The 26712-nt window shown below is 70.8% G+C and carries 25 protein-coding genes; 8 read left to right on the top strand and 17 right to left on the bottom strand.

Annotated features, from left to right (window positions below):
* Positions 1-220 precede the first annotated feature (220 nt).
* Together trhA and MID12_RS21810 are read left to right on the top strand one after the other, a co-directional pair.
* On the top strand, positions 221-970 hold the full coding sequence (gene trhA / locus MID12_RS21815) for a PAQR family membrane homeostasis protein TrhA (protein ID WP_411576989.1): 750 nt from the start codon (positions 221-223) through the stop codon (positions 968-970).
* Positions 971-1044: 74 nt separating this feature from the next.
* Complete coding sequence (locus MID12_RS21810; protein ID WP_263170104.1) at positions 1045-1767, top strand: Mut7-C ubiquitin/RNAse domain-containing protein; 723 nt, start codon at positions 1045-1047, stop codon at positions 1765-1767.
* A 335-nt stretch (positions 1768-2102) separates the two neighbouring features.
* Here the strand turns inward: MID12_RS21810 and MID12_RS21805 are convergent, their stop codons facing one another.
* A complete protein-coding gene (locus MID12_RS21805) occupies positions 2103-4166 on the bottom strand; it encodes a thioredoxin domain-containing protein (RefSeq protein ID WP_263170103.1) in 2064 nt (687 codons plus the stop codon).
* Between the two features lie 232 nt (positions 4167-4398).
* Between MID12_RS21805 and MID12_RS21800 the strand changes: the two genes are divergently transcribed.
* The 4 genes from MID12_RS21800 to MID12_RS21785 all read left to right on the top strand — a co-directional run bounded on the left by MID12_RS21800 (position 4399) and on the right by MID12_RS21785 (position 9575).
* Positions 4399-4803, top strand: a complete 405-nt coding sequence (locus MID12_RS21800; RefSeq protein ID WP_263170102.1) for a glyoxalase — start codon at positions 4399-4401, stop codon at positions 4801-4803.
* A 790-nt stretch (positions 4804-5593) separates the two neighbouring features.
* The gene (locus MID12_RS21795; RefSeq protein ID WP_263170101.1) at positions 5594-6817 is read left to right on the top strand and encodes a cytochrome P450; all 1224 of its coding nucleotides are present in this window, start codon (positions 5594-5596) and stop codon (positions 6815-6817) included.
* Entirely contained in the window at positions 6811-9063 is a 2253-nt protein-coding gene (locus tag MID12_RS21790) for a molybdopterin-dependent oxidoreductase (RefSeq protein ID WP_263170100.1), read from the top strand. The genes MID12_RS21795 and MID12_RS21790 overlap by 7 nt, the downstream gene beginning before the upstream one ends.
* The gene (locus tag MID12_RS21785) at positions 9057-9575 is read left to right on the top strand and encodes an RNA polymerase sigma factor (protein WP_040253214.1); all 519 of its coding nucleotides are present in this window, start codon (positions 9057-9059) and stop codon (positions 9573-9575) included. The genes MID12_RS21790 and MID12_RS21785 overlap by 7 nt, the downstream gene beginning before the upstream one ends.
* Positions 9576-9864: 289 nt before the next feature.
* Here MID12_RS21785 and fabI read toward each other — a convergent pair whose 3' ends face one another.
* From fabI to MID12_RS21715, 14 genes are read right to left on the bottom strand one after another with little or no spacing between them, the layout of a single operon-like run.
* The gene (gene fabI / locus MID12_RS21780; protein WP_040253211.1) at positions 9865-10635 is read right to left on the bottom strand and encodes an enoyl-ACP reductase FabI; all 771 of its coding nucleotides are present in this window, start codon (positions 10633-10635) and stop codon (positions 9865-9867) included.
* Positions 10635-11354 carry a 3-oxoacyl-[acyl-carrier-protein] reductase gene (fabG, locus tag MID12_RS21775; protein WP_263170093.1) on the bottom strand — a complete coding sequence of 240 codons (720 nt, stop codon included), beginning with the start codon at positions 11352-11354 and terminating at the stop codon, positions 10635-10637. The genes fabI and fabG overlap by 1 nt, the downstream gene beginning before the upstream one ends.
* A complete protein-coding gene (fdxA, locus tag MID12_RS21770) occupies positions 11354-11680 on the bottom strand; it encodes a ferredoxin (RefSeq protein ID WP_040253207.1) in 327 nt (108 codons plus the stop codon). The genes fabG and fdxA overlap by 1 nt, the downstream gene beginning before the upstream one ends.
* A 29-nt stretch (positions 11681-11709) precedes the next feature.
* Positions 11710-12948, bottom strand: coding sequence for a beta-ketoacyl-[acyl-carrier-protein] synthase family protein (locus tag MID12_RS21765; protein ID WP_040253205.1), 1239 nt, complete (start codon positions 12946-12948; stop codon positions 11710-11712).
* Positions 12948-13187, bottom strand: coding sequence for an acyl carrier protein (locus MID12_RS21760; RefSeq protein ID WP_040253202.1), 240 nt, complete (start codon positions 13185-13187; stop codon positions 12948-12950). Before MID12_RS21760 ends, MID12_RS21765 begins: the two co-directional genes overlap by 1 nt.
* Before the next feature lie 45 nt (positions 13188-13232).
* On the bottom strand, positions 13233-14240 hold the full coding sequence (locus MID12_RS21755) for a beta-ketoacyl-ACP synthase III (protein ID WP_263170085.1): 1008 nt from the start codon (positions 14238-14240) through the stop codon (positions 13233-13235).
* Positions 14240-15319 carry a fatty acid desaturase family protein gene (locus MID12_RS21750; protein ID WP_040253198.1) on the bottom strand — a complete coding sequence of 360 codons (1080 nt, stop codon included), beginning with the start codon at positions 15317-15319 and terminating at the stop codon, positions 14240-14242. Before MID12_RS21750 ends, MID12_RS21755 begins: the two co-directional genes overlap by 1 nt.
* Entirely contained in the window at positions 15316-16275 is a 960-nt protein-coding gene (locus MID12_RS21745; protein ID WP_040253196.1) for a VlmB-like protein, read from the bottom strand. The genes MID12_RS21750 and MID12_RS21745 overlap by 4 nt, the downstream gene beginning before the upstream one ends.
* Complete coding sequence (locus MID12_RS21740) at positions 16275-16838, bottom strand: flavin reductase family protein (protein WP_052482529.1); 564 nt, start codon at positions 16836-16838, stop codon at positions 16275-16277. The genes MID12_RS21745 and MID12_RS21740 overlap by 1 nt, the downstream gene beginning before the upstream one ends.
* A complete protein-coding gene (locus MID12_RS21735) occupies positions 16835-17323 on the bottom strand; it encodes a hypothetical protein (RefSeq protein WP_052482528.1) in 489 nt (162 codons plus the stop codon). The genes MID12_RS21740 and MID12_RS21735 overlap by 4 nt, the downstream gene beginning before the upstream one ends.
* A gap of 3 nt (positions 17324-17326) precedes the next feature.
* Positions 17327-17842: a type II toxin-antitoxin system RatA family toxin gene (locus MID12_RS21730; RefSeq protein WP_052482527.1), complete on the bottom strand. Its 516-nt coding sequence runs from the start codon at positions 17840-17842 to the stop codon at positions 17327-17329.
* Positions 17835-19127 carry an aspartate aminotransferase family protein gene (locus MID12_RS21725; RefSeq protein ID WP_263170077.1) on the bottom strand — a complete coding sequence of 431 codons (1293 nt, stop codon included), beginning with the start codon at positions 19125-19127 and terminating at the stop codon, positions 17835-17837. The genes MID12_RS21730 and MID12_RS21725 overlap by 8 nt, the downstream gene beginning before the upstream one ends.
* An 11-nt stretch (positions 19128-19138) precedes the next feature.
* Positions 19139-20281 (bottom strand): acyl-CoA dehydrogenase family protein, encoded by a 1143-nt coding sequence (locus tag MID12_RS21720; RefSeq protein ID WP_040253192.1) that lies wholly within the window; start codon positions 20279-20281, stop codon positions 19139-19141.
* A 33-nt stretch (positions 20282-20314) separates the two neighbouring features.
* Entirely contained in the window at positions 20315-21877 is a 1563-nt protein-coding gene (locus MID12_RS21715; RefSeq protein ID WP_052482526.1) for an aldehyde dehydrogenase family protein, read from the bottom strand.
* 294 nt (positions 21878-22171) lie between these two features.
* Here MID12_RS21715 and MID12_RS21710 point away from each other — a divergent pair, with 294 nt between their 5' ends.
* Positions 22172-23185, top strand: a complete 1014-nt coding sequence (locus MID12_RS21710; protein ID WP_263170071.1) for a bifunctional lysylphosphatidylglycerol flippase/synthetase MprF — start codon at positions 22172-22174, stop codon at positions 23183-23185.
* A gap of 176 nt (positions 23186-23361) precedes the next feature.
* Here the strand turns inward: MID12_RS21710 and MID12_RS21705 are convergent, their stop codons facing one another.
* Positions 23362-24195 carry an AfsR/SARP family transcriptional regulator gene (locus MID12_RS21705; protein WP_107071365.1) on the bottom strand — a complete coding sequence of 278 codons (834 nt, stop codon included), beginning with the start codon at positions 24193-24195 and terminating at the stop codon, positions 23362-23364.
* Positions 24196-25140: 945 nt separating this feature from the next.
* Here MID12_RS21705 and MID12_RS21700 point away from each other — a divergent pair.
* Positions 25141-25776 carry a TetR/AcrR family transcriptional regulator gene (locus tag MID12_RS21700; RefSeq protein WP_040253187.1) on the top strand — a complete coding sequence of 212 codons (636 nt, stop codon included), beginning with the start codon at positions 25141-25143 and terminating at the stop codon, positions 25774-25776.
* Between the two features lie 173 nt (positions 25777-25949).
* On the opposite strand, the gene MID12_RS21695 is transcribed toward MID12_RS21700, so the two are convergent.
* Positions 25950-26642, bottom strand: coding sequence for an SGNH/GDSL hydrolase family protein (locus tag MID12_RS21695; RefSeq protein ID WP_040253184.1), 693 nt, complete (start codon positions 26640-26642; stop codon positions 25950-25952).
* Between the last annotated feature and the right edge of the window lie 70 nt (positions 26643-26712).

Genomic DNA, 26712 nt, shown 5'->3' with positions numbered 1-26712 from the left:
GTGAGTGCCCCGTTGTGGAGATGAGTGCCCCGTGGGGGCCGCGACCCGGACGCTTCGTGACCGCTCATCCGGTGCCGCCTGCTCTCATTTGAGATCATGCGACGGACGTGTTCATCTGTCCAGAGGGCGTCACACTTGAGCGGAGTGAGCATCACCACTTCACTCAGATCACCGAGACGCGCATACCGCTGACTTACGGTGCCGTAGGTACGATCGCCCTATGAGCTCTCCCGCCTCAGACTCGCCCGGGACGACCGAGGCCCCCCGTCCCGCCCCGACCGACGGGCAGTCCACCGACTCCGCGGCCAAGACCGCCGCCCTCCAGACCGCCGCCATGCTCAAGCCGCATCTGCGCGGCTGGCTGCACGCAGGCATGTTCCCGGCCGTGGTCGTCGCGGGCCTCTTCCTCACCGCGCTGGCCGACTCCCCGCGGGGCCGGGTCGCCTGCGGCATCTACACCCTGACGGCCTGCCTGCTCTTCGGCGTCAGCGCCCTCTACCACCGCGGCAACTGGGGCCCGCGCGCCGACGGCGTGCTGCGCAGGCTCGACCACGCCAACATCTTCCTGATCATCGCGGGCACCTACACCCCGCTGACGATCCTGCTGCTGCCCGGCGGCAAGGGGCAGTGGCTGCTCTGGGGGATCTGGGCGGCCGCCGCGGCGGGCATCCTCTTCCGGGTCTTCTGGGTCGGCGCCCCGCGCTGGCTCTACACCCCCTGCTACATCGCGATGGGCTGGGCGGCCGTCTTCTACCTCCCCGACTTCATGCGGACCGGCGGCATCGCCGTCCTGGTCCTGGTGGTCGTCGGCGGCCTCCTCTACAGCGCGGGCGGCGTCATCTACGGCGTCAAGCGCCCGAACCCCTCCCCGCGCTGGTTCGGCTTCCACGAGGTCTTCCACTCCTTCACCCTCGCGGCCTTCGTCGTGCACTACGTGGGCATCTCCCTGGTGGCCTACCAGCACGCCTGAGCGGCACCCGGCGGCCCCGGCGACCGGCGGGAAATCCCCCGGCCACCGGGGCCGCGGCATGTCATCCTGGCCCGGTGAACGGACCGGAGATCCACATCCAATTCGCCCCCGAGCTGGCCCTGTTCGTGCCGCACCACCGCCGCGCCGGGACCACCGCGCTGCGCACCGACGGCGTCTCCACCCTCGGCCATGTCGTCGAATCGGCCGGGGTACCGCTCACCGAGGCCGGGACCCTGCTCGTGGACGGCCGCCCGGTCGAGCCCTCCCACGTACCCGCCGCCGGGGAGCACATCGAGGTACGCGCCGTCACCCGCCCCCAGCACCTGCCGGGCGCCCCGCTGCGCTTCCTGCTCGACGTCCACCTCGGCACGCTGGCCCGGCGGCTGCGGCTGCTCGGCGTGGACGCCGCGTACGAGTCCGAGGACATCGGCGACCCCGCCCTCGCCGCCCGCTCCGCCACCGAGCGCCGGGTCCTGCTCAGCCGGGACCGCGGCCTGCTGCGCCGCCGCGAACTCTGGGCCGGCGCCTACGTCTACAGCGACCGCCCCGAGGAGCAACTCCGCGACGTACTCGGCCGCTTCACCCCCCGCCTCGCCCCCTGGACCCGCTGTACCGCCTGCAACGGCCTGCTCCGCCCGGCCCGCAAGGAGGAGGTCGCCGACCGCCTGGAGGGCGGCACCCGCAGCGGCTACGAGGTCTTCGCCCAGTGCACGGCCTGCGCACGGGTGTACTGGCGCGGCGCCCATCACGAGCAACTGGAGTCGATCGTGGCGGGGGCGGTGGCGGAGTTCGGTTGAGGGGGTGGGCCGTGGGGCTGGCCACTCGCTCAGCCCTCGCCGTCCACTGAAGCCCGTCGGCCCCGAACGCGGGAAGCTCCGAGCTCTCCGGCCAGAGACAGCGGGGCGCGCGCAGACCTCGGCCGGCTGCGCGCCCGGGGCCTCTCGGCCCAACGCCTGCGCGCAGTCCGCGCCTCGGCCGAACGCGGGACGCCGCGCTCGGAGCCCCTTCGGCCGCCGGCCCCGCCCAGCTCTCGGCAGTCCCCCAGTCCGTCAGTCCGTCAGTCCGTCAGTCCGTCAGTCCATCGGCGAACGCGGGTACTCCCGCGCGCAACCCGCCTCCGGCCGAGAGCCCCTCAGCCCTCCGCCGTCTCCCGTGCCCCCACCTGCTCCGCCAGTACGGCCGCGCTCGTGGTCGGTGCCTGGCAGACGAAGCCCCGGCAGACGTACGCGGTCGGGGCGCCGTCGACCAGTGGCCGGTCGGCGAGCAGGGGGAGTTCCCCGCTGCCGGGGCCGCCCGCGGCGACGACCGCTCCGGGCGCGGTGCCGAGCAGTGCGAGGCGGTGGAGTTCGCCGCCGCTGCCGCCGACCACGGCGATCTCGCGGGGGCCGTCGAGCAGCGCCTCGGCCACCGCGAGCCCGTGCCCGATGAAGCGCGGCACCCGGGGGCCGAGCACCCGGACCACCCCGAGGGCGCGTTCGGCGGCGGTGCGGTGGGCCGCGGAGCCGGTCTGCGCCGCGTACGAGAGCAGGGCGCCCGCGGCGGCGGTCCAGCCGGAGGGGGTGGCGTTGTCGGTGGGGTCCTGCGGGCGGCGGATGAGTTCCTCGGCGTCCGTCGCGGTGTCGAAGAGGGCGCCGGAGTCCGCGTCCGCGAACTGGCCGAGCACGTGGTCGAGCAGGAAGCCCGCGAACTCCAGCCAGACCCCCTCCCCCGTCACCGCGGCCAGCGCGAGGAAGCCCTCGGCCACGTCCCCGTAGTCCTCCAGGACCCCCGCGTTCGTACCGGCCCTGCCGTCCTTGGAGGTACGGGTCAGTCGCGCCTGCTCGTCCAGGTGCAGCCGTACCAGCAGGTCGGCGGCGCAGACCGCGGCCTCCACCAGGTCGGGGCGGTCGAAGTAGGCGCCGGTCTCGGCGAGGGCGGCGACGGCGAGGCCGTTCCAGGCGGCGACCACCTTGTCGTCGCGGCCGGGGGCGGGACGCTCGGCGCGGGCGGCGAGCAGCCGCTCCCGGATCGACTCGATCTGCCCCGCCTCGGCCATCAGGCCGTCCTTGCGCGGCAGTTGGAGAACCGAGGCGCCCTTGCCGCCCTCGCTGAAGGTGCCCTGGACGCTCACCCCGAAGTACTCGGCGGCGAAGACCGCGTCCTTGTCCCCGAGGGCGGCCCGCAACTCCTGCGGCGTCCATACGTAGTAGGCGCCCTCCTCGTGGGCGTGGCTGCCCTCGGGCGCGTCGGCGGGCTCGCTGTCGGCATCGAGCGCGGAGGCGAACCCGCCCTCGGCGGTGCGCAGTTCGCGGACCATGAAGTCGGCGGTCTCCAGCGCCACGCGCTTGGCGAGCGGGGAGCCGGTGGACCGCCACAGATGCGCGTAGGCGCGGCAGAGCAGGGCGTTGTCGTAGAGCATCTTTTCGAAGTGCGGCACCACCCACTCCCGGTCCACGCTGTACCGGGCGAATCCGCCGCCGAGTTGGTCGTAGATCCCGCCGCGGGCCATCGCCTCGCAGGTGTCCTCGGCCATCTGCAGCGCGCCCTCGGAACCGGTACGCGCGTGGTGGCGCAGCAGGAACTCGACGACCATGGACGGCGGGAACTTGGGCGCCCCGCCGAAGCCGCCGTGCGCGGTGTCGTAGTCCCGGGTGAGCGCGAGCAGCGCCGCCGCCTGCTCCTCGGGGCCGGGCGCGGTGCCGTCGCCGTAGGAGATCTCCCGCTCGGACAGGTCCTCCACGATCTTCACGGCGACCTCGTCCACCTCCCCGCGCCGGGTCCGCCAGGCCTGGCTGACCCCGTCGAGCACCTGCCGGAAACCGGGCATGCCGTGCCGCGGCTCCGGCGGAAAGTACGTACCGAAGTAGAAGGGCCGCGCCTCCGGCGTCAGAAACACCGTCATCGGCCACCCGCCCTGCCCGGTCGCCGCCTGCACGGCCTCCATATAGACCGCGTCGACATCGGGCCGCTCCTCCCGGTCCACCTTCACGTTCACGAAGTGCTCGTTGAGATAGGCGGCGGTCTGCGCGTCCTCGAAACTCTCGGTGGCCATGACGTGGCACCAGTGGCAGGCGGAGTAGCCGACGCTGAGCAGCACGGGCACATCCCGGCGTCTCGCTTCGGCCAGCGCCTCCTCTCCCCATGGCCACCAGTCGACGGGGTTGTCGGCGTGCTGGAGGAGATAGGGCGACTGCGAGTCGGCCAGTCGGTTCACCATGGGCGCAGTATCGCAGCCCGGCAGCGGCGAGCGGCGCGGCCCGGGCCGGGGCTGCGGCTTCTCCGCGCACACGGGAGTGGCCCGGGCCGGTGGCGGTAGGTGTGATCGTCGGTGTCGTCCGTCCCGCCCGCGCCGGAATCCACCACGCCCCCCCCCGCCAAGTCCGCACCCTTGCCAGGGCCGCCCGGCTCTCATTATCTTGATGTCAAGATTTATTGGCGGAGGAGGAGACGTGGCTCTGGGAACGCTCGGGTACTCCCTGGACGGCCTGCATCACGTGCTGCTTCCGATCCCTCCGGGCGCTGAGGACATCTGCCGCGAGTTCTGGGGAGGCATCCTCGGCATGACAGAGCTCGAGAAGCCGCCGGCGCTGGCGGCTCGCGGTGGGTGCTGGTTCGGCGGGGGTGGCCTGGAGGTCCACTTGGGGGTCGAAGAGGACTTCCGCCCGAACCGGAAGGCGCATCCGGGCATCCTGGTGACCTCGCTCCCAGCGCTCGCCAAGCGGTTGGAAGGCCATGGCGTGACCGTCACCTGGGATGACAACCTTCCTGGCCACACCCGCTTCCACGCGTTCGACAAGCTGGGCAATCGGCTCGAGTTCCTTGAACCGACCACGGTCAGGGCGTCTTCTCTATGACGGCGACGGCGACGGAGTGCCGAAGGGACCGCCGATCTGGGTGCCGGTGACGGACAGCGTGCGGCCGGAGCCGGGCGGACCCGTGGGTAGGCGGTCGTCGGGTACGTCCTGCGCAGGCGGGACGAGCACGACCCGCGCACGGTGAATGTGCCGTCCGGGTCGGCGAAAGTCTCGGGGGGTGCGGGAGCTGTTCGACGCGCTTCCGTACGGCCTGTTTTCCCTCCGCGCATTGCCCCCGTTCTCCCCTCCCGACCACCCCCGCCCCGCCCCATCCCCCACCGACCGGAATTCCGCGATCCGCCCCCGCGCACCCGCCGTTTCCCCTCGTCCTTTCCGCTCTCCGTGCCTCACTGTCCGGCACCGGACAGCCCCCGCGACGCACGGTGAACGATGTCTCCGGCACCGGACCGAGGGCCCGTTTTCGTGGTCCTTGCAGAGGGGTGAGGGGCGTGTCGCACAGGCATGGGCCCGGCGTTGACCAGGGAGAAGGTGTCGCTGAGACGTCCATCTCAGCGGCTTGTAAGCGGACTTCCAGAGCAGTCTGACACCGTAATCGTGCCTGGGTACGTACGCCCGGAGAGATATCCGAAGCCGCTCCACGCAAACGGTCGTCGACCGTCGTGGAGACACTGCCCCGCGCAGGCTCGAATACCGCTCTGCGCCACAGCTTCACGCCCGTCGAAGAGGGAGCGGAAAGGAATTCCTGAGCGCCGCGGAGAAGGACAGTGCGCAGCGGAGAAGCACGGCCGGTGTCCGACGAGTTCATCCGAGTGAAGGGAAGTACCCACCAATGGCGGAGACGACGAAGGCTGAGCAACCGGCCGCCCACGAGCCGAAGTACACGTACCCGATTCCGCGTACCTCGCCCAACGAGCCCCCGTGCCAGTACGCGCAGCTGCGGGCCGAGGAGCCGGTCTGCCCCATCGCTCTGCCGACCGGGCACCCGGCCTGGCTGGTGACCCGCTACGAGGACGTGAAGACGGTGCTCGCGGATCCCCGGTTCAGCCGTGAGGCGCTCTTCCGCGACGGTGCTCCGCGTGCGCAGCTGGTCGAGCCCGACTCGTCCAGCCTGATCAGCATGGACCCGCCGCGCCACTCGGTGCTGCGGAACCTGACGAACCGTGAGTTCTCGCCGCGCCGCGCGGAGGCCATGCGCCCGCGCATCCAGGAGATCGTCGACCGGCTCCTCGACGACATGGCCGAGATGACCGGCCCAGTGGACCTCAACGCGACCCTGGCCCGCCCCCTCGCCCTCCAGGTCATCTGCGAGCTGCTCGGCATCCCGTACGAGGACCAGCACCTCTTCGGCGCCTGGTGCGACCACTTCATGTCGCTGACCAAGTACACGGCCGAAGAGATCGTGCGCTCCAACACGGAGATGCGGAACTACATCGCCGACCTCGCCGCCCAGAAGCGCGAGAAGCCCGGTGAGGACCTGCTGAGCAAGCTGGTCCACTCGATGGACAACGAACAGACCATCACCCACGAGGAGTTGATCAGCACCGGCGTCATGTTCCTGCTCGCGGGGCACGACACCACGGTGACCGTCACCGGCGGCGGCGTGGTGCTGCTGCTGCGCAACCCGGAGCAACTGGCCCTGATCCAGCAGGACATGTCCCTGATGGACCAGGCGTGCGAGGAGATCATCCGCATGGTCACCCCGGGCGACGGCACCTTCATCCGGATCACGCTGGAGGACGTGGAGCTCTCCGGCACCACGATCCCGGCCAACTCCGCGGTGATCGCGCCGATCAGCGCCGCCAACCGCGACGACTCCGTGTTCGAGGACCCGGACACCTTCGACGTCCACCGCAAGGACAACAAGCACATCGGCTTCGCCTACGGCACGCACTTCTGCGCGGGTTCGGCGCTGGCGCGCGCCGAGATCCAGATCGCCATGAAGTCGCTCTTCACCCGCTTCCCCACCCTGCGCCTGCACGTCGACGCCGAGGACCTGCGCTGGCGGATGACCGCCGCCCTCGGCGGCTATGAGGAGATCCCCGTCATATGGTGACCGGAACCACCCGCCACCACCGCATCTGCCCGCTGTGCGAGGCGGGTTGCGGGCTCACGGTGGACCTCGACGGCAGACGCGTCGTCAAGGTGCGCGGCGCCCGGGACGACGTGTTCAGCAAGGGGTACGCCTGTCCCAAGGGGATCTCCCTGGGCGAGATCGACCAGGACCCCGAGCGGTGCCACGCGCCCCTGGTCCGGCAGCCGGACGGCCGGTTCGCCGAGGTCACCTGGGACGAGGCCTTCGCCGAAGTGGCGCGGGGCCTCGGCCGGGTGGCCGAGCAGCACGGCAAGGACGCGGTGGCGCTGTACTACGGCAACCCCGTGATCCACACGGTGGGCATCCCGCTCCACGTGGCCGCGATGCGCCAGTCCATGCAGAGCCGCAACGTCTACAGCTCCAGCACGGTCGACCAGATGCCCAAGAACGTCTCGGCGGGCCTGATGTTCGGCGACCCCTGGGCGATTCCGGTCCCCGACATCGACCGCACCGACCATCTGCTGATCCTCGGCGCCAATCCGCTGGTGTCCAACGGCAGCCTGTGGACCGTGCCCGATCTGCCGGGCCGTATCCGGGCGTTGAAGGCGCGCGGCGGGCGGCTCGTGGTGGTCGATCCGCGGCGCACCCGTACGGCGGAGGTCGCGGACCAGCACGTGACGATACGTCCCGGGACCGACGCGCTGCTGCTCTTCGCCCTCGTGCACACGCTCTTCGACGAGGGGCTGACCGCTCCCCTCGACCCCGAGCGCTACGCGGGTGAGGAGCAACTCCGCGAAGCGGCCGAGGAGTTCAGCCCCGAGGCGGTGGCGGAGGTGTGCGGTACGACCCCCGGCACCGTCCGGGGACTCGCCCGGGAGCTGGCCGCCGCGCCCTCGGCCGCCGTGTACGCGCGGATGGGCACCACCGCCGTCGCGTTCGGCACCGTGGCCAGCTGGCTGGTGGACGTGGTCAACGCCCTCACCGGCAACCTGGACCGGCCCGGCGGCGCGATGTTCGGCGAGGCGCAGCACAACGCGCTGCGCCCGACGGGGCCGCTCGCCCTCGGCCGCTGGCACAGCAGGGTGCGCGGGCTCCCGGAGGTGCTCGGCGAGCTCCCGGCGGCCACCCTCGCCGACGAGATCGACACCCCCGGCGAGGGGCAGGTGCGTGCCCTGGTGGCCATCGCCTGCAATCCGGTGCTCGGCGCGCCCAACGGCGAGCGTCTGGAACGCTCGCTCGCGGACCTGGACTTCATGGTGGCGGTCGACCCGTACGTCAACGAGACGACGCGGCACGCGCATGTCATCCTGCCGCCGCCGCGCGTACTGGAGTCGGAGCACTTCGACATCGTGCTCTCCCGGCTCGCGGTGCGCCGGGTGGCCCGCTACTCGCCCCCGCTGCTGCCGCGCGAGGAGGGCCGGCCGAGCGAGGCGGAGATCCTCGCCAAGCTGACCCTCATCCTCTCCGGGGCGGGGCCCGAGGCGGATCCGGCCTCCCTGGACTCACTGATCATCGACAAGATCCTGGGCGCCGTGGTCGCGGCGCCGGGCTCACCGCTGGCGGGCCGCGACCCCGCCGAGCTGAAGGCGCAGCTGACCGGCGAGGACAGCACGGAGCGGCGGATCGACCTGATGCTGCGGCTCGGCGCCTTCGGTGACGCCTTCGGTCTGCGTCCCGACGGGGTGAACCTGGCGGTGCTGCGGGAGCGGCCGGAGGGCATGGACTTCGGGCCGCTGCGCCCCCAACTCGACGAGATCGTGGGCGCCGAGTCGCGGGTGGCGCTCTTCCCGGAGCCGGTGGCGGGCGACCTGCCCCGCCTGGTGGAGTTCCTCGCGGCGGAGCGCGAACGCGGTGCAGGAAGCTTCCTGCTGGTGGGCCGGCGCCATCTGCGCTCGACCAACAGCTGGACGCACAACATCGCCGCGCTCTCCGGCGGCACCAACCACTGCGCCCTGGAGATCAACGCGGAGGACGCGCGCCGGCTCGGCATCGGGCCCGGCGACGAGGTGACGGTACGGGGCAGGGCGGGCGCGGTAGTGGCGCTCGCCGAGCCCACCGACCGGGTCGGACCGGGAGTGGTGAGCCTGCCGCACGGCTGGGGCCACGGCCGGGACGGCACGCGGATGGCGCATGCGGCGAAGGCGCCGGGGGTGAATGTGAACGCTCTCACCGACGAGCTGGTCGTCGACCCCCTCTCGGGCAACGCGGTCTTCAACGCGGTGCCGGTGGAGGTCTCACCCGGGCGGGGTGATCTGCACCAGTGCTGAGTAGTACGGACGAGTCTCCCGCCGCCGAGCGCTGGGAGCTGCTGCTGCCGCACCGTGAGCGGCTGTACCGGCTGGCCCGGCTGCGGCTGACCGGGCATCAGGACGTCGAGGACTGCGTACAGGAGGCGCTGCTGCGGGCCGCGGACTACCGCGACCTGGACGAGGAGCGCGTCGGTCCCTTCCTCACCTCGATCACGCTGCGCCTGTGCGTGGACGTCTACCGGCGCAGGGAGCGCACCCGCAAGCTCCTCTACCAGCACTCCTTCGTGCCGGAGACCGCCTCGGGGCCGGAGGAGGCGGCCTGCGCGGCGGCCGAGGGCGCCTGGATGCTCCAGCAGGTGCAGCGCCTGGAGGGCCAGGAGCGCGAGGTGATCCTGGCGCGTATCGAGGGCACCAGCACCCGGGAGGCCGCGGGCCGCCTGGGCATCTCCATCAAGGCCGCGGAGGGCGCCTTCACCCGGGCCCGGGCCCGCCTGCGCCGCTGGCACGGGGCGAGCCTGACCAGCGGCTGAACGGTCGCGAGCGCCACCGGAGTCACGAGAGTCGCAGCAGTCATGGCAGTCACGAGACGGAGCAGCCGCCCTGTTCCCGGGTACGCAACGGGAGCAGGGCGGCTCGTGTGTCTCCGTACGCAGGCCCCGTACACAGGCCCGTACGCGAGTCCCCGCACGCCAACACGCGCAGGGGCACGGGCACGCGCACGGGAACGGACACGCGTACGCGCACATGCGCGAGCCCGGGCACGGCCCCTGAGCGGGTCCGTACCCGGGTGTGCACGCGGATGTGTACGCGGGAGGATGCCTACGCGCCGATCGCGTGGACCCCGCCGTCGACGTGGACGATCTCGCCGGTGGTCTTGGGGAACCAGTCCGAGAGGAGGGCCACCACGCCGCGGCCGGCGGGCTCCGGGTCCTCCACGTCCCACTCCAGCGGGGAGCGGTGGTTCCACACACTCGTGATGTCCGCGAAGCCCGGGATGGACTTCGCCGCCATCGAGTTGAGCGGACCGGCCGAGACCAGGTTGCAGCGGATCCTCCGCTTGCCCAGGTCCCGTGCCAGATAGCGCGAGGTCGCCTCCAGGGCCGCCTTCGCCGGGCCCATCCAGTCGTACTGCGGCCAGGCGTACTGCGCGTCGAAGGTCAGGCCGACCACCGCGCCGCCCTCCTCGGGCATCAGCGGCAGGCAGGCCATGGTCAGGGACTTGAGCGAGTACGCGGACACGTGCATCGCGGTCGCCACCGACGCGAACGGGGTGTTGAGGAAGTTCCCGCCCAGCGCGTCCTGCGGTGCGAAGCCGATCGAGTGGACCACCCCGTCCAGCCCGCCCAGTTCGGCGTGGACCAGGTCCTCGAGTCGGGCCAGGTGCTCGTCGTTCGAGACGTCCAGCTCGACCACCGCCGCCGGTCGGGGCAGCCGCTGGGCCACCCGCTCGGTCAGGCTGGGGCGGGGGAAGGCGGTCAGCATGACCTCCGCGCCCTGCTCCTGTGCCAGGCGCGCCGCGTGGAAGGCGATGGACGACTCCAGGAGCACACCGGTGACCAGGATGCGCTTGCCGTCGAGGATTCCGCCCATCAGTGCCCCATGCCTATGCCGCCGTCGACCGGGATGACGGCTCCGGTGATGTACGAGGCCTCCTCGGAGGCGAGGAAGACCGCGGCCGCCGCGATCTCGTCGGGGTTCGCGTACCTGCCCAGCGGCACCTGCTCCAGGATCCGGGAGCGCTGCTCCTCGTTGAGCGCGCGCGTCATGTCGGTGTCGACATAGCCGGGTGCGACGACGTTGAAGGTGATGTTGCGCGAACCCAGCTCGCGGGCGAGCGAGCGCGCGAGGCCCACCAACCCGGCCTTGGAGGCGGCGTAGTTGGCCTGCCCCGCGGAGCCGAGCAGTCCCACCACCGAGGAGATCAGCACCACGCGGCCCTTCTTGGCCCGCAGCATCCCGAAGGTGGCGCGCTTGACCACCCGGAAGGCACCGGTGAGGTTGGTGTCGACGACGGAGGTGAAGTCCTCCTCGGACATCCTCAGCATCAACTGGTCGCGGGTCACCCCGGCGTTGGCGATCAGCACCTCGACCGGGCCGTGGCTCTCCTCGACCTCCTTGTAGGCCCGCTCGACCTGCTCGGGGTCGGTGATGTCGCACTGGACGGGGAGCAGGCCCTCGGCCCGCAGATCCGCCGGGTCACCCGTGCGGTACGTGATCGCGGTCCGGTCGCCGGCCGCGGCGAAGGCACGGGCGATGGACAGGCCGATGCCGCGGTTTCCTCCGGTGACGAGGATCGAACGGCCGCCCATCAGCCCGCCACACCCTGCGGCTCCAGGGCGGACACCAGCGCGGAGTCGTGGCCGTACGGTCCCGAGGAGGCGGCGCCGCCGGGGGCGCCGACGGTCTGGAAGAACTCGACGGTGGACTGGTGGAAGCCCTGCCACTGGTCGGGGAGGTCCGACTCGAAGAAGACGGCCTCCACCGGGCACACCGGCTCGCAGGCCCCGCAGTCGACGCACTCGTCCGCGTGGATGTACAGGGCCCGCTGCCCCTCGTAGATGCAGTCCACCGGGCATTCCTCGATACAGGACTTGTCCTTGACGTCGACACAGGGCTGGGCGATCACATAGGTCATGGAATCCGGTCCACAGGGTCGGGGGCGGGTCACGCCCGGGAGAAGGCGAGCACGGCGTTCTGGCCGCCGAAGCCGAAGGAGTTGCTGACCGCGACCTCCACGGCGGCGGTGCGCGCCGTCTTGGCCACCACGTCCAACTCGACCTCGGGGTCCTGGCTTTCGAGGTTGGCGGTGGGCGGGATGACGCCCTCGCCGACGGTGAGGGCGGTGACGGCCGCCTCGATGGCACCGGCGGCGCCGAGCGAGTGGCCCACCACGCCCTTGATCGAGGTGACGGCGGGCCGCTGGCCGAGGACCCGGCGGATCAGCTTCGCCTCGGCCGCGTCGTTGAGCGGCGTCGAGGTGCCGTGCGCGTTGACGTGGTCCACGGCGTCGGGGGCGAGCCCGGCGTCGTCCAGGCAGGCGCGCAGGGCGAGTTCGGCGCCCGCGCCGCTGGGGTCGGGGGCGGTGGCGTGGTGCGCGTCCGCGGAGGCGCCGTACCCGGAGAGGTTCGCGTACACCCGGGCGCCGCGGGCCCTGGCGTCGGCCGCGCGCTCCAGGACGAGGACGGCGGCCCCCTCGGCGGGGACGAAGCCGTCGCGGTCGACGTCGAAGGGACGCGAGGCCGCGCGCGGGGTGTCCTGGCGCTTGCTGAGGGCGCCCATCTGGCTGAAGCCGGAGATGATCGAGGGGATCAGGCAGGCCTCGGTGCCCCCGGTGATCACCACGTCGCACACGCCCTGGCGCAGCAGTTCGCGTGCCATGCCGATGGCCGTGGTCCCGGAGGCGCAGGCGGTGGCGGTGACGAAGTTGGGGCCGCGGGCGCCGTGGTCCATCGCCACGTATCCGGCCGACATGTTGACCGCCAGCATGGGGATCAGCAGCGGGGAGACGTTCAGGGGACCGTCGCCCAGCAGGACGTTGTGCTGCTTCTCCCAGGTGCCGGCGCCGCCGATGCCGCTGCCGAGGACCACCGCGACCCGGGTGCCGTCCCACTCGCCCGGGTCGAGCCCGCTGTCGGCGACCGCCTCGGCGGCCGCGGTGAGGGCGAGCTGGCTGCTGCGGTCGTAGCGCCAGGCCTTGCGGCGTCCGATGGCCTTGTCGGCGTCGTAGCCGGGGATCCAGCAGCCGATGTGGGCGGGGTTGCCGTCCAGGGCCGGGACCTCCGAGGCGGCGGTGCCCTCGGGGTCCCGGATCAGGTCCCAGGAGGCCTGGGTTCCGATCCCCGCCGCGGTCACCATGCCGATCCCGGTGACCGCGGCGTGGAACGGGCCGGTGGAGCCCGGCATCAGGCCACCACCGGCTTGCTCTCGATGACCTTCACGGCCTGGCCGAGGGTGTCGTCGGCGCCGAGGTCGTCGTCGGACAGCTCGATGCCGAACTCCTGCTGGACGGTCAGGGTCAGTTCCACCAGGGCCAGCGAGTCGAGTTCGAGTTTGCTGAAGGTGTCCTCCGGGGTGACCTCGTCGGTCTCGAAGCCGAAGTTCTTGACCAGCAGCTGGACCAGACGCGGGTAGGTGTCGCTCATGGCGGTACTCCTTGCGAGGTGATGGCCTACAGAGGTGGCGAAGCGTCAGACAGGGGTGACATCGGGCCAGGTCAAGGTCGCCGCGCCCCAGGTCAGCCCGCCCCCGAAGCCGGCGACCGCGGTGCGGTGCCCGGGGCGCAGGGCGCCGGTGGTGACCGCGTCGGCGAGGGCCAGCGGGATGGAGGCGGCGGCGGTGTTGCCCACCCGGTCCAGATGGACCGGGAAGCGGGAGCGGGGCAGCCGCATCTGGTCGGCGACCGCGTTCATGATGCGGACGTTGGCCTGGTGGGCCACGAAGACCTCGATGTCCTCGAGGGTCCACCCGACCCGGGACACGGCTTCGCGGGAGGCGTCGACCATCCGCTCCACCGCGTTGCGGAAGACCCGCGTGCCGGCCATCCGGAAGTACGGGTCGGCGCGCTCGATGTGCTCGGCGCGGATCGGGTCGCGCGAGCCGCCCGAGGGGATCCGGATCAGTTCGCTGCCGGTGCCGTCGCTGCCGAGGATCACCGGGCCGAGCGCGCCCGGCTCCTCCGGTTCGCCCGCGCGCAGCACGACGGCTCCGGCCCCGTCCCCGAAGATCGCCCGGGTGGAGCGGTCCTCGGGGTCGAGGATGCTGGAGTACGTCTCGGCCCCGATGACCAGGACGCTGTCCGCGGTACCGGCGGCGATGAGGCCGCCGCCCACCGCCAGGCCGTACAGGAAACCGGTGCACATCGCCGCCACGTCGAAGGCGGGCACGGTGCCGAGGCCGAGGCGGGCCGCCACCGTCGGCGCGGTGGCCGGGCAGGTGTGGTCCGGGGTGCTCGTCGCCACGATCACCGTGTCCACCGCGTCCGTCTCGGCGGACTTGAGCGCCCGCCCTCCGGCCTCGACGGCGAGGTCGGAGGTGGCGGTGCCCTCCTCGGCGATGTGCCGCTGGCCGATCCCGGTGCGGCTGCGGATCCACTCGTCGGAGGTGTCGAGTTCCCGTGCCAGGTCCTCGTTGGTGACCACCCGGGACGGCAGATGGGTGCCGAGCCCGCACACGACCGCCGCGCGTCCCGCCGCCATCAGGTGCCTCCGACCTGGAGCCGTCCGGTCCGCTCCAGGTCCGCGACCTCGTCGCCGACCTCGCCGAGGTACTCCGAGACGTCGAGGTAGGAGCGCATCAGCGACACCTCCACGTACGGCATGCCGTGGCCGACCAGGTACTCCTTGATCATCGGCTGGGAGCGGCGCAGATTGCGGCGCGGCATGGAGGGGAAGAGGTGGTGCTCGATCTGGTAGTTGAGGCCGCCGTAGAAGAAGTCGGTGACCCGGTTGGGCAGGATGTTGCGCGAGGTCACCACCTGGCGGGTCAGCCAGTCCAGCTCCTCCGCGTCACCGTCGCGCACCGGCAGGCCCTTGTGGTTGGGCGCGAAGAGCAGGCCCATGTAGAAGCCGAAGAGGGCCTGGTGGACGACGATGAAGGCGACGGCCTTGAGCGGCGGCAGGACCAGGAACACCGCGGCGAGGTAGGCCACCAGGTGCACGGTGAGCAGGACCAGGTCGGCGACCAGGTGGCGCTTGATCACGCCCAGGCGGGCCGCGACGTACCCGGAGAGGTGCATGCGCAGCCCCTCCAGCATGATCACCACGTAGAACATCCACGCCTGGTGGCGCACGATGAACCGGGCCATGGTGCTGGTCTTCTTCGTGCGGTGCTTGACGTCGAAGATGACCTGGCGGCGGGTGATGTCCGGGTCGAGGGAGAGGTGGTTGGGGAAGTTGTGGTGCTTGGTGTGGTGCTGCACCCACCAGCCGAAGCTGACCCCGGTGAGCAGGTTCCCGTGGAAGTAGCCGATGACGTCGCTGCCCTTGCGGGTGCGGAAGATCTGCCGGTGCCCCGCGTCGTGGCCGATCAGGTCGGTCTGGCCGAAGCACAGCGCCAGGAAGGCCGCGACGGCCAGCTGCCACCAGCTGTCGCCCAGCAGGGCGAAGGCCGTCCAGGCCGCGGCGAGCAGCACCAGATTGGCGATGATCTTGAAGACGTAGTAGGCGGGCTGGAGGTCCATCAGGCCGGCCCGCTTCACCAGCTTGGTGACCTCGTCCAGGGTGGCCGTCGGGCTGCCGAGGCCGCCCTCGGCGCCGGTCCCGCTGACCGCGGTCATATCGCCTCCTCGAGCCCCATGTAGGCGAGCCGCGAGTGCTGCATCTTCTCGGCCCACTCCTGGCCGGTCGCCATCCGCTCCTCGGGGGTGGTGTCGGCCAGCCGCCGCCCGGGCCAGGCCTCGTAGTCGCCGAGGAGGTGGCCGTGCTCGTCGATGCCCTTCTGGAACAGCGTCTCGCGGCGCAGCAGTTGCTCGCTGGTGGGCAGCTGCCCCCACAGCTCGTACCCCTCGGCCATCAGCTCCAGGAGCCGCGGCTTGTCCTCGGGGTGCTTGAGCAGGTGCTCGCGCAGGATGGAGCTGCCGACGGTCAGATGGCGGATCTCGTCGATGCCCGCGCCGCGCTCGATGTCGGCGGCGGCCGGGTCGAAGACCCGCCACTTGCGCTCGCTCAGCTCGGCGGCGGGCGCGAGGACGCCCTCGACCAGGACGGTCAGGACCAGGACCCCGCCGATGAAGTCCCGCTCGTCGCGCAGCACCCGCAGGCCGAAGTTCTCCAGCGGTACCAGGATGGAGTCGCGGTCCTCGGCGGCCAGCCGGTCCACCTCGGCGAACAACCGCTCCTGGGGGATGCCGAGTTGGAGCAGGTGGCTGCGGAACACCATCGCGTGCCGCGCCTCGTCGATGAGCTGGGTGGAGTAGAACTCCATGGTGTCGTTGTCGGGCGCCAGGGCGACCATGTGCCCGATGGCCCGGGTCGCCTTCTCCTCGGCGAGGGAGCGGAAGGCCAGCTCCTGGGTGATCGCCGCGTTGAGCGGCCCTTCCTGCCGCACCACGTCCAGCGGCCGTACGTCGTCGTCGTGCCCGAGGATGTTGCCGCGCAGGGTTCCCTGCGGAACGGACCTCAGCCAGTAGGCCAGGTCGCAGGTCGCCGCCGAGAGCTCCAGGTTCAGCGCCCCGTCCATGAGCGAGGGGGCCTGCTCCCAGTCCGCCTCGGAGGGGATGTTCGGGGAGGTCATCACTGCTTCCTTTCGGGATGCGTCACAGGGGCGGGGTCCGCGGGGTGCGGTGGGCTCGACAGGCCGGTGTGCAGCACGCCGGCGAAGTTGACCAGGGGGGTGCCGGCGATGGCGTCGCCGCTCAGCACACGGGCCATCAGCAGTTCGTGATCGCCCGCGGCCACCGTGCGTTCGAGTCGGCATTCGAGCCAGGAGACGACTCCCTGCAGCCGCGGCGCGCCGTGCGGCGAGGGCTCCGCCCAGCCCCGGGGCGGCAGTTGGGCAAGGCCCCGGGGCCTGCTGCGCCGGGCGAAGTGCTGGGCGAGCCACTCGTGGTCGGCGGCCAGGCCGTTGGCCACGAAGGTCTCGGCGGCGAGCAGGGACTTCAGGCCCCGGCTGCCCTGGCGCAGCGCGATGCAGACCATGGGCGGGTCGCCGGGGATCGTGGTCAGGGTGGAGACCGTGACCCCTTCGGCCTCGGCGGGGCTGCCGCAGGTGAGGACCGTGACGCCGGTGACGAAGTGCCGCATCGTGGTGTTGAGGGCGGCCTGCACGGCGGCCGGTGCTGTGGCGGCGCCCGTCATGACACCGTGCGCAGGACGTCGGTGCTGCCGGCCGGGGCGGCTGCCGCGGAGTCGTACTCGCGCTGGAACCTGCGGAACGCCTCGTGGGTCTCGGGCTCGAAGCGCAGCCCGAACGGCTTGAGGTAGTTGCCGAACAGGGACCGGTCGCCGAAGAGGTGGATGGGCAGGGCGAGCAGCGCCCACTCGGGGCCCCACAGCCAGATCCAGGCCAGCGTCACCAGGCCCTGGGTGACCAGGCTGTGCATGATGTTGTAGGCGAGGTAGTAGCCCTTGGAGATGTCGCCGTGCCCGGCCCGCTGGAAGGCGATGGCGCCGGGGATGTAGCCGATGAGGTCGATGTAGACGAACAGCCCGATCGCGGCCCACCAGTTGATGTCACCGAGGTGGGTGAAGAAGAGGACCACGCTCACCACGAGCCCGAGGGCGTACTCGGCCCGTACGAGGTAGGCGGTGGTCGGCGTCATGAACAGGTTCTTGGTGTCCATGGCTCACTCCACCGGTGCGCCGGCGAGCTGGACCTCGGCGGGCGGCAGGGCCACGGCCTGGGCCAGGGCCTCGTCGCCGACGACGGTTCCGTTGCCGCCGAAGAGGCCGATGACGACGCGGGCGATGGTCTCCTTGATGACCCGTTCGGCGACGGGGTCGAGGATGCCCGCGAGGCTCGGGATGCCGAAGTCGAAGTCGGCCCGGAAGTCGACCACGCAGCCGTTCTCGCCGCTCTCGATCCGCCAGGTCCCCTCGAAGGAGTCGAAGTCCCCGTCGAGCTGGGTGAAGTCGATCGAGAGGTTGTCCGGGTCGAAGTGGTCGGACTCGGTCCAGCGCAGGATGCCGTTGCGGAAGTAGACCTCCCAGTCGCTGGTCTCCTTGTCGTCGCTGATCTCATGGATGGTCACGGCGCGGACCACCGGGGCGAGTTCGGGGTAGCGGGCGAACTGCCTCACCTGGTCGTACCCCTCGGCCGGTGAGGTGCCGGACAGCTCGACGGCCACGTGAACACTACGCATGGGCGGAGTCACCTTCGAAAGTCGGTACGTAACGGGCCGCCTGCGCTTGGCAGGCGCGGTCGAATGCCTCGTACAGGAAGCGCGCGTCCGCGGCGTCCAGGACGGCGGGCGGGGTGAGCCGGAGCACCAGGTGCGAGTTGAGCGAGTGGTTGGCCACCACGCCGTGCGAGATCAGCTCGATGAGCAGGTCGCCCGCGGGCCCGGGGATCGCGAACTCGATCCCGATGAGCAGGCCCCGGCCGCGCACCTCGCGGACCACCGGGCCGAAGTGGCGCCGGGCGATCTCGCGGACGGTGGTGAGCATCTCGGCACCGAGGTCGCGCGCCCGCTCGACCAGGCCGTCCTCCTCGATCGCCGCGAGGGCGCCGCGCACGGCGGCCATCGCCATCGGCGTCCCGGAGAACGTCGAGGTGTGCAGATAGGGGTCCTTGTCGAAGGCGGCGAAGGCCTTCGGGGTCGCGACGACCGCGGAGACGGGCAGGATGCCGCCGCCCAGCGCCTTGCCCACAAGCAGCACATCGGGGGTGACGCCCTCGTCGTCGGCGCCCCACCAGGTGCCGAGGCGGCCGAGTCCGGTCTGGATCTCGTCGAGCACGAAGTACGCGTCGTAGGTGCGGCACAGCTCCTGCACGGCGCGCAGATAGCCGGGCGGCGGCAGGACGACCCCGGCCTCGCCCTGGACGGGTTCGACGACGAAGCAGGCCCGCCCCGGCATCGTCTTCAGGAGCTCCTCCAGCGCCTCGGCGTCCCCGTAGGGCACGTGGTGGACGCCGGGCAGCAGCGGGCGGAAGGGCTCCTGGAAGATGTCCTTGCCGGTCAGGCTGAGGGCGCCCATGGTCTTGCCGTGGTAGCCGCCGTGGGTGGCGATCAGCTGGTCCTTGCCCCGGGTCCGGGCGACCTTGATGGCGGTCTCCACCGCCTCGGCGCCCGAGCAGGCGAAGTGCACCCGCTCCAGGCCGGCCGGCGCCTTGGCGACCAGCGCCTCGGCGGCCAGGGCGGCCTGCGGTTCGAGGAAGACCCGGCTCGCGACGGGATGGCGCCCCAGCTGCTCCGCGACATGGCGTACGACGACGGGGTGCCGGGCGCCGGTGATCAGTACGCCGTAGCTGCCGCAGTTGAGGAAGCGGCGGCCGTCGTCGGTGTAGATCCAGGAGCCCTCGGAGCCGGTCTCGATGTGGCCGCCGAAGAGCTCGCCGAGGGTGGCGCGGCCCTTGCTGAGGTTGGCGCGGTACAGCCGTCCGATGTGCTCCCGGTCGTAGACCGGCGCGTCCGTGGTGGTGGTCATGTGGCGGTTCCTCACGTCATGCGCAGCGGTTTGCCGCCGATGTGCTCGACGAACGGCTCGGCGAAGCTGGAGCGGGACGGCGGGTGGAAGGAGAGCCCGTTGGAGGCGGCCGACAGGTAGCCGACGTCGCCGCTGCTGATGAAGGCCATCCCGCCGAGGAGTTCCACGGCCTTGCGCACGGTGTCGCCGATGGCGTCCTGCGCTCCGTAGCGGGCCACGAGGGACTTGGCGAGCGCGGCGTTGCCGGTCTCGCCGTCCTGGATCATCCGGGCCACGCCTTCGAGCAGCAGGGCCGCCGTCTCCAGGCGGGTGACCAGCTCGGCCCGCTCGGAGACCGAGCCGCGTCCGGCGGCGATCACGCGCTCGGCGAGCGCGCTGGCGATGCCGAGGTAGGAGGCGGAGATCAGCATCTCGAACCAGATGAAGCCGACGGTCTGGAGCTGGTCCAGCTCGCCGCTGTCGCCCAACTCGGTCCGCATGACCTGCTGTTCGTCGACCAGTACATCGGTGAGGCGGATCTCGTCGCTCTCCGCGCCGGCCAGTGCCCAGCTGGACCAGAAGGGGTGGATGGTGACGCCCTCGGTCTGGCGGGGCACGAGCAGTACGGCCATCTCGCTGGTGCCGTCCGGGCGGGGCAGCGCCACGCTCGCGGTCAGCAGGTCCATGGAGGAGGAGAGGCTGCACGGCTTCTTGGCGCCGTTGATGCGGTAGCCCTTGCCGCCCTCGTCCAGGCGGGCGTTCATGGTCGGCTCCAGGATGCCCCGGCCGGGCCTGCCCTCGGCGAAGCCGGAGGCCACCAGGAGGTTCTGCTCCACGATCCCCTCCAGGAGTGCCCACTCGACGCCGCTGGACTGCAGGCTGTCGGCGAGCGAGAAGAGGGTGGCGACCGAGAAGTGGTGCATCGTGGTGGCGACGGCGAGCGAGGGGGACGCGGCGGCGAGCGCCCGGGTCACCTCGACCGCCTCCACGGGGCCGGCGCCGAGGCCGGAGTACGTCTTGGGAATGACGAGACCGGGGCCGCCGTGCGAGCGGAACAGCTCGATGGCGGGGCTTTCGGGCCGCTCCAGGTCGGTCAGCGGGTGCTTGGCGAGCGCGCCGAGCAGTCCGGGCAGATAGCGCTCGCAGGTCTCGCGGGCGGCATCCAGTGCACGCATGGGAACTCCTTCGCAGAGGCGGAATCGGGGCGGTTACGAGGTCTTCTTCTCGCGCAGGGTCCGCCAGGCTCCGAAGACCGCGTCGCGTGGACGGGAGCCCGTGGAGATGCTCACGCCCTGGACGTGGGAGGTGCGCAGAATCGGGTAGTTGGCCTCACCGAAGACGCCGCCGGTGAGTCCGGTGCCGCCGTGGGTGGGCAGGCAGGGCAGGAAGCCGATGTGGGAGTCGTTGATCTTGAGCAGGCCGCCGTTGCTGATACGCGCGAGGACGCGGTCCACGACCCGGGTGTCCTTGGCCCACACGGAGTTGCGCAGCCCGTAGGCGTTGGAGTTGACGAAGTCGATGAAGCGTTCCAGGAGTTCGTCGTCCGGCGCGGGTTCCGCGACCACGATGGGCAGCAGCGGGAAGAAGGTCTCGTGCACCACGGCCTCGACCTCGCGCGCCCGGTCCATGCCCTGCACGACGATGACGGTCGGCTCCAGGAAGATCCCGTTGGGGTCGCGGCTGCCGTCCAGCTGCATCGCGTGCCCGCCGCAGGCCACCTCGGCGCCCTTGGCGAGCGCGTCGTCCAGGCACTTGAAGAACTTCTCGTTGCGCAGCACCGGCGTGAGCAGCACGTCGGGGTCGCCCGGGTAGCCGGGTCTGATCTCACCGACCTTGCGGACCAGCGCGGCCACCAGGTCGTCGGCGACCTCGGGGTGGACCAGGACCTGGTTGGGGATCATGCACAGCTGGCCGGATCCGTAGAAGCTCTCGGTGAGCGCCTCGGCGGCCAGGTCGATGTCGGCGTCCTTCCAGACGGTCACGACGTCGTTTCCGGCGAGTTCGAGGATGGGCTTCTTGCCCTCGGCCACGCAGCGCGCCTCGAACTTGGTGCCGTTCTCGCTGGAGCCGAAGTAGATGATGTCGTCCACGTCGGGGCTGGCGAGCCAGGCCGAGAGCATGGGGCCGGGGTCGCCGCAGACCACGTTGAGGGTGCCGGGTGGGGCGCCCACCTCGTCGAGCGCGGGGGCGACGATCTCCTGCATCACGTACATCACGCCGAGCGGGCCGCTGCGCGGGGCGCGGACGATCAGCGAGTTGCCGCCCATGACGGCGGTGACGCCGAGCAGCGCGCTCGACAGCGGCGCGTTCTGGGGCGGGTTGAGGCAGACGACGCCGTCGGGCTGTCTGCGGACCTGGAGCCGCCGCTCGTCGCGGTGGAACTCCTGGAGCATCTGCGAGCGGTAGAACGCGTTGGACTCGGGGCTGAAGCACTCCAGCATCCCGGAGACCTGCCACTGGGCGAGCATCAGGGGATGCCCCTCCTGCACCAGGATCTCCGCGATCTCCTCGGCCCGTTCGGCGAGCCGGTCGTGCAGCAGCATGCCGAAGCGGCCGATGCGTTCGTCGATGGGGAACGCGCCCCAGACGGGGGCGGCCTGGGCCGCGGCGTCGATGGCCCGCTGGACGGTGGCACGATCCGCCTTGGCCACCCGGCCCACGACGACATCACGCTGGTCCTCGGCCGTGACGCGTCCCTGTTCCAGTTTCCGCTTGAGTGTCAGACTGGTGAAGACGTCATCGAGCAGAGTGCTGGAATTGAGCACGTACACCCAGTCAGTGCTTTCCAGTGGCCCACCCCCTACATAAGAGTGGTAGGTCCGCAGGGAAGCGGTTTTCGGGGGTGGCGCAGATTCATTCTGCTCCACCGGGCGAGACAGCTGTGTACTGCCCACGGACACTCCTCATCGTTCGAAAACTCAACCTTCGCCAGCCTCGCGAACGATGCTTACAGACCCCTCTGAGAGGCCGCTTAGATCTCACTGACACGGCCTTTTCAGCAATTAATCGCCATGCTCTGCTACATTCCTGCGCACTCACAGGCGACATGACGATGGAGTGAACTGATGAGCCAGTCGGTGGAGTCTTCTCAAGGCGCTCAGGCAACGCTGGAATCAGTTCTGAAATCCATCCGGGATTACGGCGACAATGCCAGCGCATTCCTCGCGGTCAATGAGGGGAACGAGCACTTCGAAGGCAGCGTTAAAGGGGTCATCACCTATCGCAGGGCGGGCCGGTACTTCATCCAGTTCGGCGGTGTGACCGCCGAGCCGGATCAGCAGCGCACACTCCTGGAGGAGTTCCAGAAGTACGCCCGCGCACAACGCCGCCGCATCGTCGGAATCCAGCTCCAGCCGACGGACATCGACCTGTTCGCCTCCGCCGGCTTCACCGTGAACCAGGTGGGCTCCTCGTACTCGGTGCACCTGCCGGAATTCACGCTGCGCGGCACGAAGTTCATGAAGCTGCGCAACAAGATCTCGCGGGCGAAGCGCAGCGGACTCGAGGTGCGCGAACTGCCGTACGACGAGGGCGTCAAGCAGCAGATCGGGGAGATCGACCGGAACTGGCTGCGCTCGAAGGGCAAGCACGTCAAGGAGATCGAGTTCCTGGTGGGCCAGGTGGGCGGCCCGGCGCAGGAGCACCGCCGGCTGTTCGTGGGGCTCATCGAGGAGAAGCCGGTCGCCTACATCTCCTACTCCCCCGCCTACGGCAGCCGCCCGGGCTGGATGCACGATCTGAGCCGGCGGCTGCCCGATGTGAATCCGGGCGTCATGGAGGCCATCAACGCCGCGGCGATCGAGAAGTTCCTCCAAGAGGGCGCCGAGTGGCTGCACTTCGGCTTCACTCCGTTCACCGGACTCGATCCGGCCTGCGAGCATTCCGGGCACAGCCCCCTGACGGCGAAGTTCATGCGGCTGCTCGCGGAGAAGGGCGGCTCGATCTACCCGGCGGCCACCCAGCTGGCGTACAAGGAGAAATGGGGGCCGCACCTGGTGCTGCCGGAATACCTGGCGTTCCAGAACGGCCCCAGTTTCGGGGCGATCTGGCAGATCCTGCGCGTGACCAAGTCCATCTGACCACCGCGATCGCCCCCGCCACCGTGTTCCCCGCCCTGCCGCGCACCGGCACCGCGTTCCCCGCCCCGCGGCACACCGGATTCCCCGCCGCGCGGCGCGCCGCTCTCCGCGGACCCCGCGCCGTACGCGGAGCCGGCGGGCCGGACCGGGGGCGTCCCGGCGGCCCGCCCCATGTCTCAGCCGACCTGGTGCAGCAGGCTCGGCCCATGGCGCAGGATCTCGGCCATGGTCTTCTGCAGGCCGGGCCCCGGCTCCAGGCCGAGTTCCGCGGACAGCCGCTGGCGCACCCGGTGGAAGGTGCCGATGGCCTCGGCCTGGCGGCCGCAGCGGTAGAGGGCGATCATCAGCTGCTCGCACAGCCGTTCCCTGAGCGGGTGGCGCGAGAGCAGCTGCTCCAGTTCCGAGACCACCTCGTAGTGGCCGCCGAGCGCGAGCTTGGCCTCGATGAGGAGTTCCCTGGCCATCAGGCGCGTCTCCTCGAGCCGGGCGGCGGCGGTACGGCAGATGATGCCGTGCCCGGTGTCGAGCAGCGCGGGTCCGCGCCAGCTGCCGAGGGCGTCGGTGAGCAGGACGATGGCCTTCTCCGGATCGCGGGCCTTCATCCGGCTCGCGAGTTCGACGTCCACGATGAACCGCAGGGCGTCGATGTTCTCCGGCGGGAGCATGAGCATGTACCCGGAACCCGAGGTCCGGATCACATTCCGCAATTCCTCTTTTCCGCTGTGCTGCACCAGCGTCCTGCGCAGCCTTGCGATATGGCCTTGAAGGGAATTCGCCGCACTTCGCGGCGGCTGCTCGCCCCAGAGTTCATCGAGCAGAGAGAAAGAAGAGACCGTGGTACCGGAAGTGAGAGCGAGCGTGGCGATGATGGCTCTGAGCTTCTCACCTGGAACATCGATGGGAATTCGATGATCCGTAACGGTCAGTGGTCCGAGTAGCCCGACGTGCACCTTTAACCCCCGTGGTTCGGAACTGGACAGACGTGTCACATTGAACTCGACCACACACATGGAAACGTCAGAAAGAAAACCTGCGCACACATCGAACGTCGAATTCGACGTTCAGAAGAGCACAACTGTCGGGAACGAACTGCTTGACGAGCAGAAGAGCCCGCTAAACCTTTCCGGACCGAGAGATGTGACACCGACTTTCTATCGGTCCCAGAAGATACACACGCGCTGGTTTTGAGCACAACCCTTCCCTCAACCCAAAGTTGGGCACTTTTGGGCCAACTGGAAAGAAACCAGCCAGGCATTGATCCTTAAACCTCGGATTCCAGTCTCCAGGGCGCGGCAAAGCCCTTGACCGAGTCGGCAGCAAGGGCACCAGACGGGGCCAATCGGACAGCGGGAATGCGCCCGAACCGGTCCGTTCGGACAGGGCCGAGGGGCACCCCGGGCGCGGCCCGCGGCACCCCGCCCGGCATTCGCACCCCTGTACGGACGGGCGCCGCCGAGCGGCGTTCCGCTTCCGCTTGCGGCCCGGACGGCGACCTGGCCAGCACGATTCCGGACCGGCGGACGATCACCGCGGGGTGGGAACGCCGCCGCTCCCGCCCGGCGAACCGGGAGAACGGGGTCGGCGGCGCCCCCTCGGCCGGTGCGCGACCCGGTGCCGGGCGACAGCTTCCGGTTACGCCGGGACAAGGGGCCGGAACAAGGGCTTGACACAGCGGAAGGCCGACATCCGTATTCCGCCCGGGCGGGCGGTCGGCAGCTGCCCGAAGGGACCGTCCGAAGGCACTGGCGGACAACTGCGACCTGGAATCCCGCATTCAGCTTCCGCCGCTCCGGACACCGCCCCATTGCAGTTTCCGATTACCGGTATGTAACCTGGACTGTCACTCACGCGCGCGTCGCGCAGGACGGCGCCCCGCACCAGGGGCGGGCGTCGTGGCAGCGGCGGTCGGCCACGGCCCGGTGCCGAGAGCCGGTCGTAAGGAGGAGGACAGGACCATGACCCAGCAGACGGTGGCACGGCGGCCCGGACGCCGCACCCAACAGGAGCGCTCCTCCACGACCACCCACCAACTCCTCGCCGCCGCACGGAAGTTGTTCGCCCGGGACGGGTACACCCCCACCTCCCTCGACGCCATCTGCGAGGCCGCCGAGGTCACCAAGGGCGCCTTCTACCACCACTTCAAGAACAAGGAGCAGCTGTTCCGAGCGGTCTACGAACGCGAACAGCACGACCTGTCGAGCGCCATCGCCCAGAAGTACTCGCACTACAACGACCCCTGGGAAGCCCTCTTCCAGGGAATGCGGGAGTTCCTGGTCGGCTCCATGGAGCCGAGCACCCAGCGCATCACCCTCATCGACGCGCCGGGTGCGCTGGGGTGGGAGGCGATGCGCGAGATCCGCGCCGACTGCCGGCGGATGATGCTGTACGGCCTCTCCCAGGCCCTGGGCAAGGGGCGCTTTCCGCGGAACGAGGTCGAGTCCCTGGCCTCCATGGTCTACGGCGCCCAGTGCGAGGCGGCCATGGCGATGGCCCACGCGGACGATCCCGACGGGCTGCTCGACGCCACCCTGAACCAGTTCCGCTACCTCTTCGACTCCATTCGGCGCATGCCGTCCACCTCGACGCCGTAGACCGCATCGCACTCAGGTGTCTCGCGGGCGGTGGACGAGCGCCCCGGGGAATCCCGTATCGGATCCCGTATCGGGGATCTCTTCGCCGCGGGCGCCCCTCACCGGTCGGTGCGGCGCCCCGCGGCGGCCCCTGAGCGCGCCGGGAGGGGCCGCACCTCGGCGGCCCGGGTCCTTCAGCGGAGAGACGGCGGGCCGTAGACGCCGAGGTGGACGCCCAGACGGCGGATGGTCGCCGCGGCGGCGATGGCGTGGCCCCGCGCGTTGACGTGCCGGCCGTCCGCGCCGAAGATGCCGGGCTCGGCGCTGGCGGGGTGGGCGCCCAGGTCCACGTGGATCGCGCCGTTGCGCAGCGCCAGGTCGTAGGTGCGCTCCGACAGGAGTCTCAGGCGGCGGCGCAGGACGTCCTTGGGGATCTGCCCCGCGCTGCCCCTGCCGAACGGGGCGAGGACGACCACCTCGACGCCCGCGTCCCGCAGCGGTGCGATGATCCGCGCCAGTTCCGCCTCGGTCGCGTCGGCGTCGAAGGAGTCGCGCAGTACGTCGCTGCCGCCCGCCGCCACGGCCGCGAGGTCGGGCTGGAAGGTCAGCGCCTTGCCGAGCTGCCTGGCGCGGACCTCGGCGGCGATCGGGTCCCGCTGGGCCAGGTTGAGGTAGGCGAGGTCCGGATGGACCGAGCGCAGCGCGGCGGCCACGCCGTGGGCCCAGGGGACGTCGTCGTACCCCTCGCACGGCTCCCCCGGTCCTTCCGCGAAGGCGTCGCCCAGGACGACGAAGCGGCGCCAGGGCGCCTGCGCCAGGAGCTCTGTGGCCATCTCCGGAGCGATGCAGTAGGGGTCGTACTGCTCGTCGGCAGAGCGAGCATTCACGGCGGTGTCCTGCCTTCCTTGCTTTCGGCGCCCTTCACATGGGTCCTGCGGCCCGGAACGGCACTCATGT

It is taken from the genome of Streptomyces sp. SCSIO ZS0520 (genome assembly GCF_025643355.1).
Classification (GTDB): Bacteria; Actinomycetota; Actinomycetes; order Streptomycetales; family Streptomycetaceae; genus Streptomyces; species Streptomyces physcomitrii.
The sequence above is the reverse complement of the archived record's forward strand: the minus strand, read 5'-3'. Positions and strand labels throughout refer to the sequence as shown.

Bases quoted from the DNA above. Each gene is read 5' to 3' on its own strand.
- MID12_RS21730 (WP_052482527.1), bottom strand. From the start codon at position 17,842: ATGCGTAGTGTTCACGTGGCCGTCGAGCTGTCCGGCACCTCACCGGCC.
- MID12_RS21790 (WP_263170100.1), top strand. From the start codon at position 6,811: ATGGTGACCGGAACCACCCGCCACCACCGCATCTGCCCGCTGTGCGAG.
- trhA (WP_411576989.1), top strand. From the start codon at position 221: ATGAGCTCTCCCGCCTCAGACTCGCCCGGGACGACCGAGGCCCCCCGT.
- fabI (WP_040253211.1), bottom strand. From the start codon at position 10,635: ATGGGCGGAATCCTCGACGGCAAGCGCATCCTGGTCACCGGTGTGCTC.
- MID12_RS21700 (WP_040253187.1), top strand. From the start codon at position 25,141: ATGACCCAGCAGACGGTGGCACGGCGGCCCGGACGCCGCACCCAACAG.
- MID12_RS21755 (WP_263170085.1), bottom strand. From the start codon at position 14,240: ATGGCGGCGGGACGCGCGGCGGTCGTGTGCGGGCTCGGCACCCATCTG.
- MID12_RS21725 (WP_263170077.1), bottom strand. From the start codon at position 19,127: ATGACCACCACCACGGACGCGCCGGTCTACGACCGGGAGCACATCGGA.
- fdxA (WP_040253207.1), bottom strand. From the start codon at position 11,680: ATGACCTATGTGATCGCCCAGCCCTGTGTCGACGTCAAGGACAAGTCC.
- fabG (WP_263170093.1), bottom strand. From the start codon at position 11,354: ATGGGCGGCCGTTCGATCCTCGTCACCGGAGGAAACCGCGGCATCGGC.
- MID12_RS21805 (WP_263170103.1), bottom strand. From the start codon at position 4,166: ATGGTGAACCGACTGGCCGACTCGCAGTCGCCCTATCTCCTCCAGCAC.
- MID12_RS21760 (WP_040253202.1), bottom strand. From the start codon at position 13,187: ATGAGCGACACCTACCCGCGTCTGGTCCAGCTGCTGGTCAAGAACTTC.
- MID12_RS21765 (WP_040253205.1), bottom strand. From the start codon at position 12,948: ATGCCGGGCTCCACCGGCCCGTTCCACGCCGCGGTCACCGGGATCGGC.
- MID12_RS21720 (WP_040253192.1), bottom strand. From the start codon at position 20,281: ATGCGTGCACTGGATGCCGCCCGCGAGACCTGCGAGCGCTATCTGCCC.
- MID12_RS21710 (WP_263170071.1), top strand. From the start codon at position 22,172: ATGAGCCAGTCGGTGGAGTCTTCTCAAGGCGCTCAGGCAACGCTGGAA.
- MID12_RS21735 (WP_052482528.1), bottom strand. From the start codon at position 17,323: ATGGACACCAAGAACCTGTTCATGACGCCGACCACCGCCTACCTCGTA.
- MID12_RS21705 (WP_107071365.1), bottom strand. From the start codon at position 24,195: ATGTGTGTGGTCGAGTTCAATGTGACACGTCTGTCCAGTTCCGAACCA.
- MID12_RS21745 (WP_040253196.1), bottom strand. From the start codon at position 16,275: ATGACCTCCCCGAACATCCCCTCCGAGGCGGACTGGGAGCAGGCCCCC.
- MID12_RS21750 (WP_040253198.1), bottom strand. From the start codon at position 15,319: ATGACCGCGGTCAGCGGGACCGGCGCCGAGGGCGGCCTCGGCAGCCCG.
- MID12_RS21740 (WP_052482529.1), bottom strand. From the start codon at position 16,838: ATGACGGGCGCCGCCACAGCACCGGCCGCCGTGCAGGCCGCCCTCAAC.
- MID12_RS21795 (WP_263170101.1), top strand. From the start codon at position 5,594: ATGGCGGAGACGACGAAGGCTGAGCAACCGGCCGCCCACGAGCCGAAG.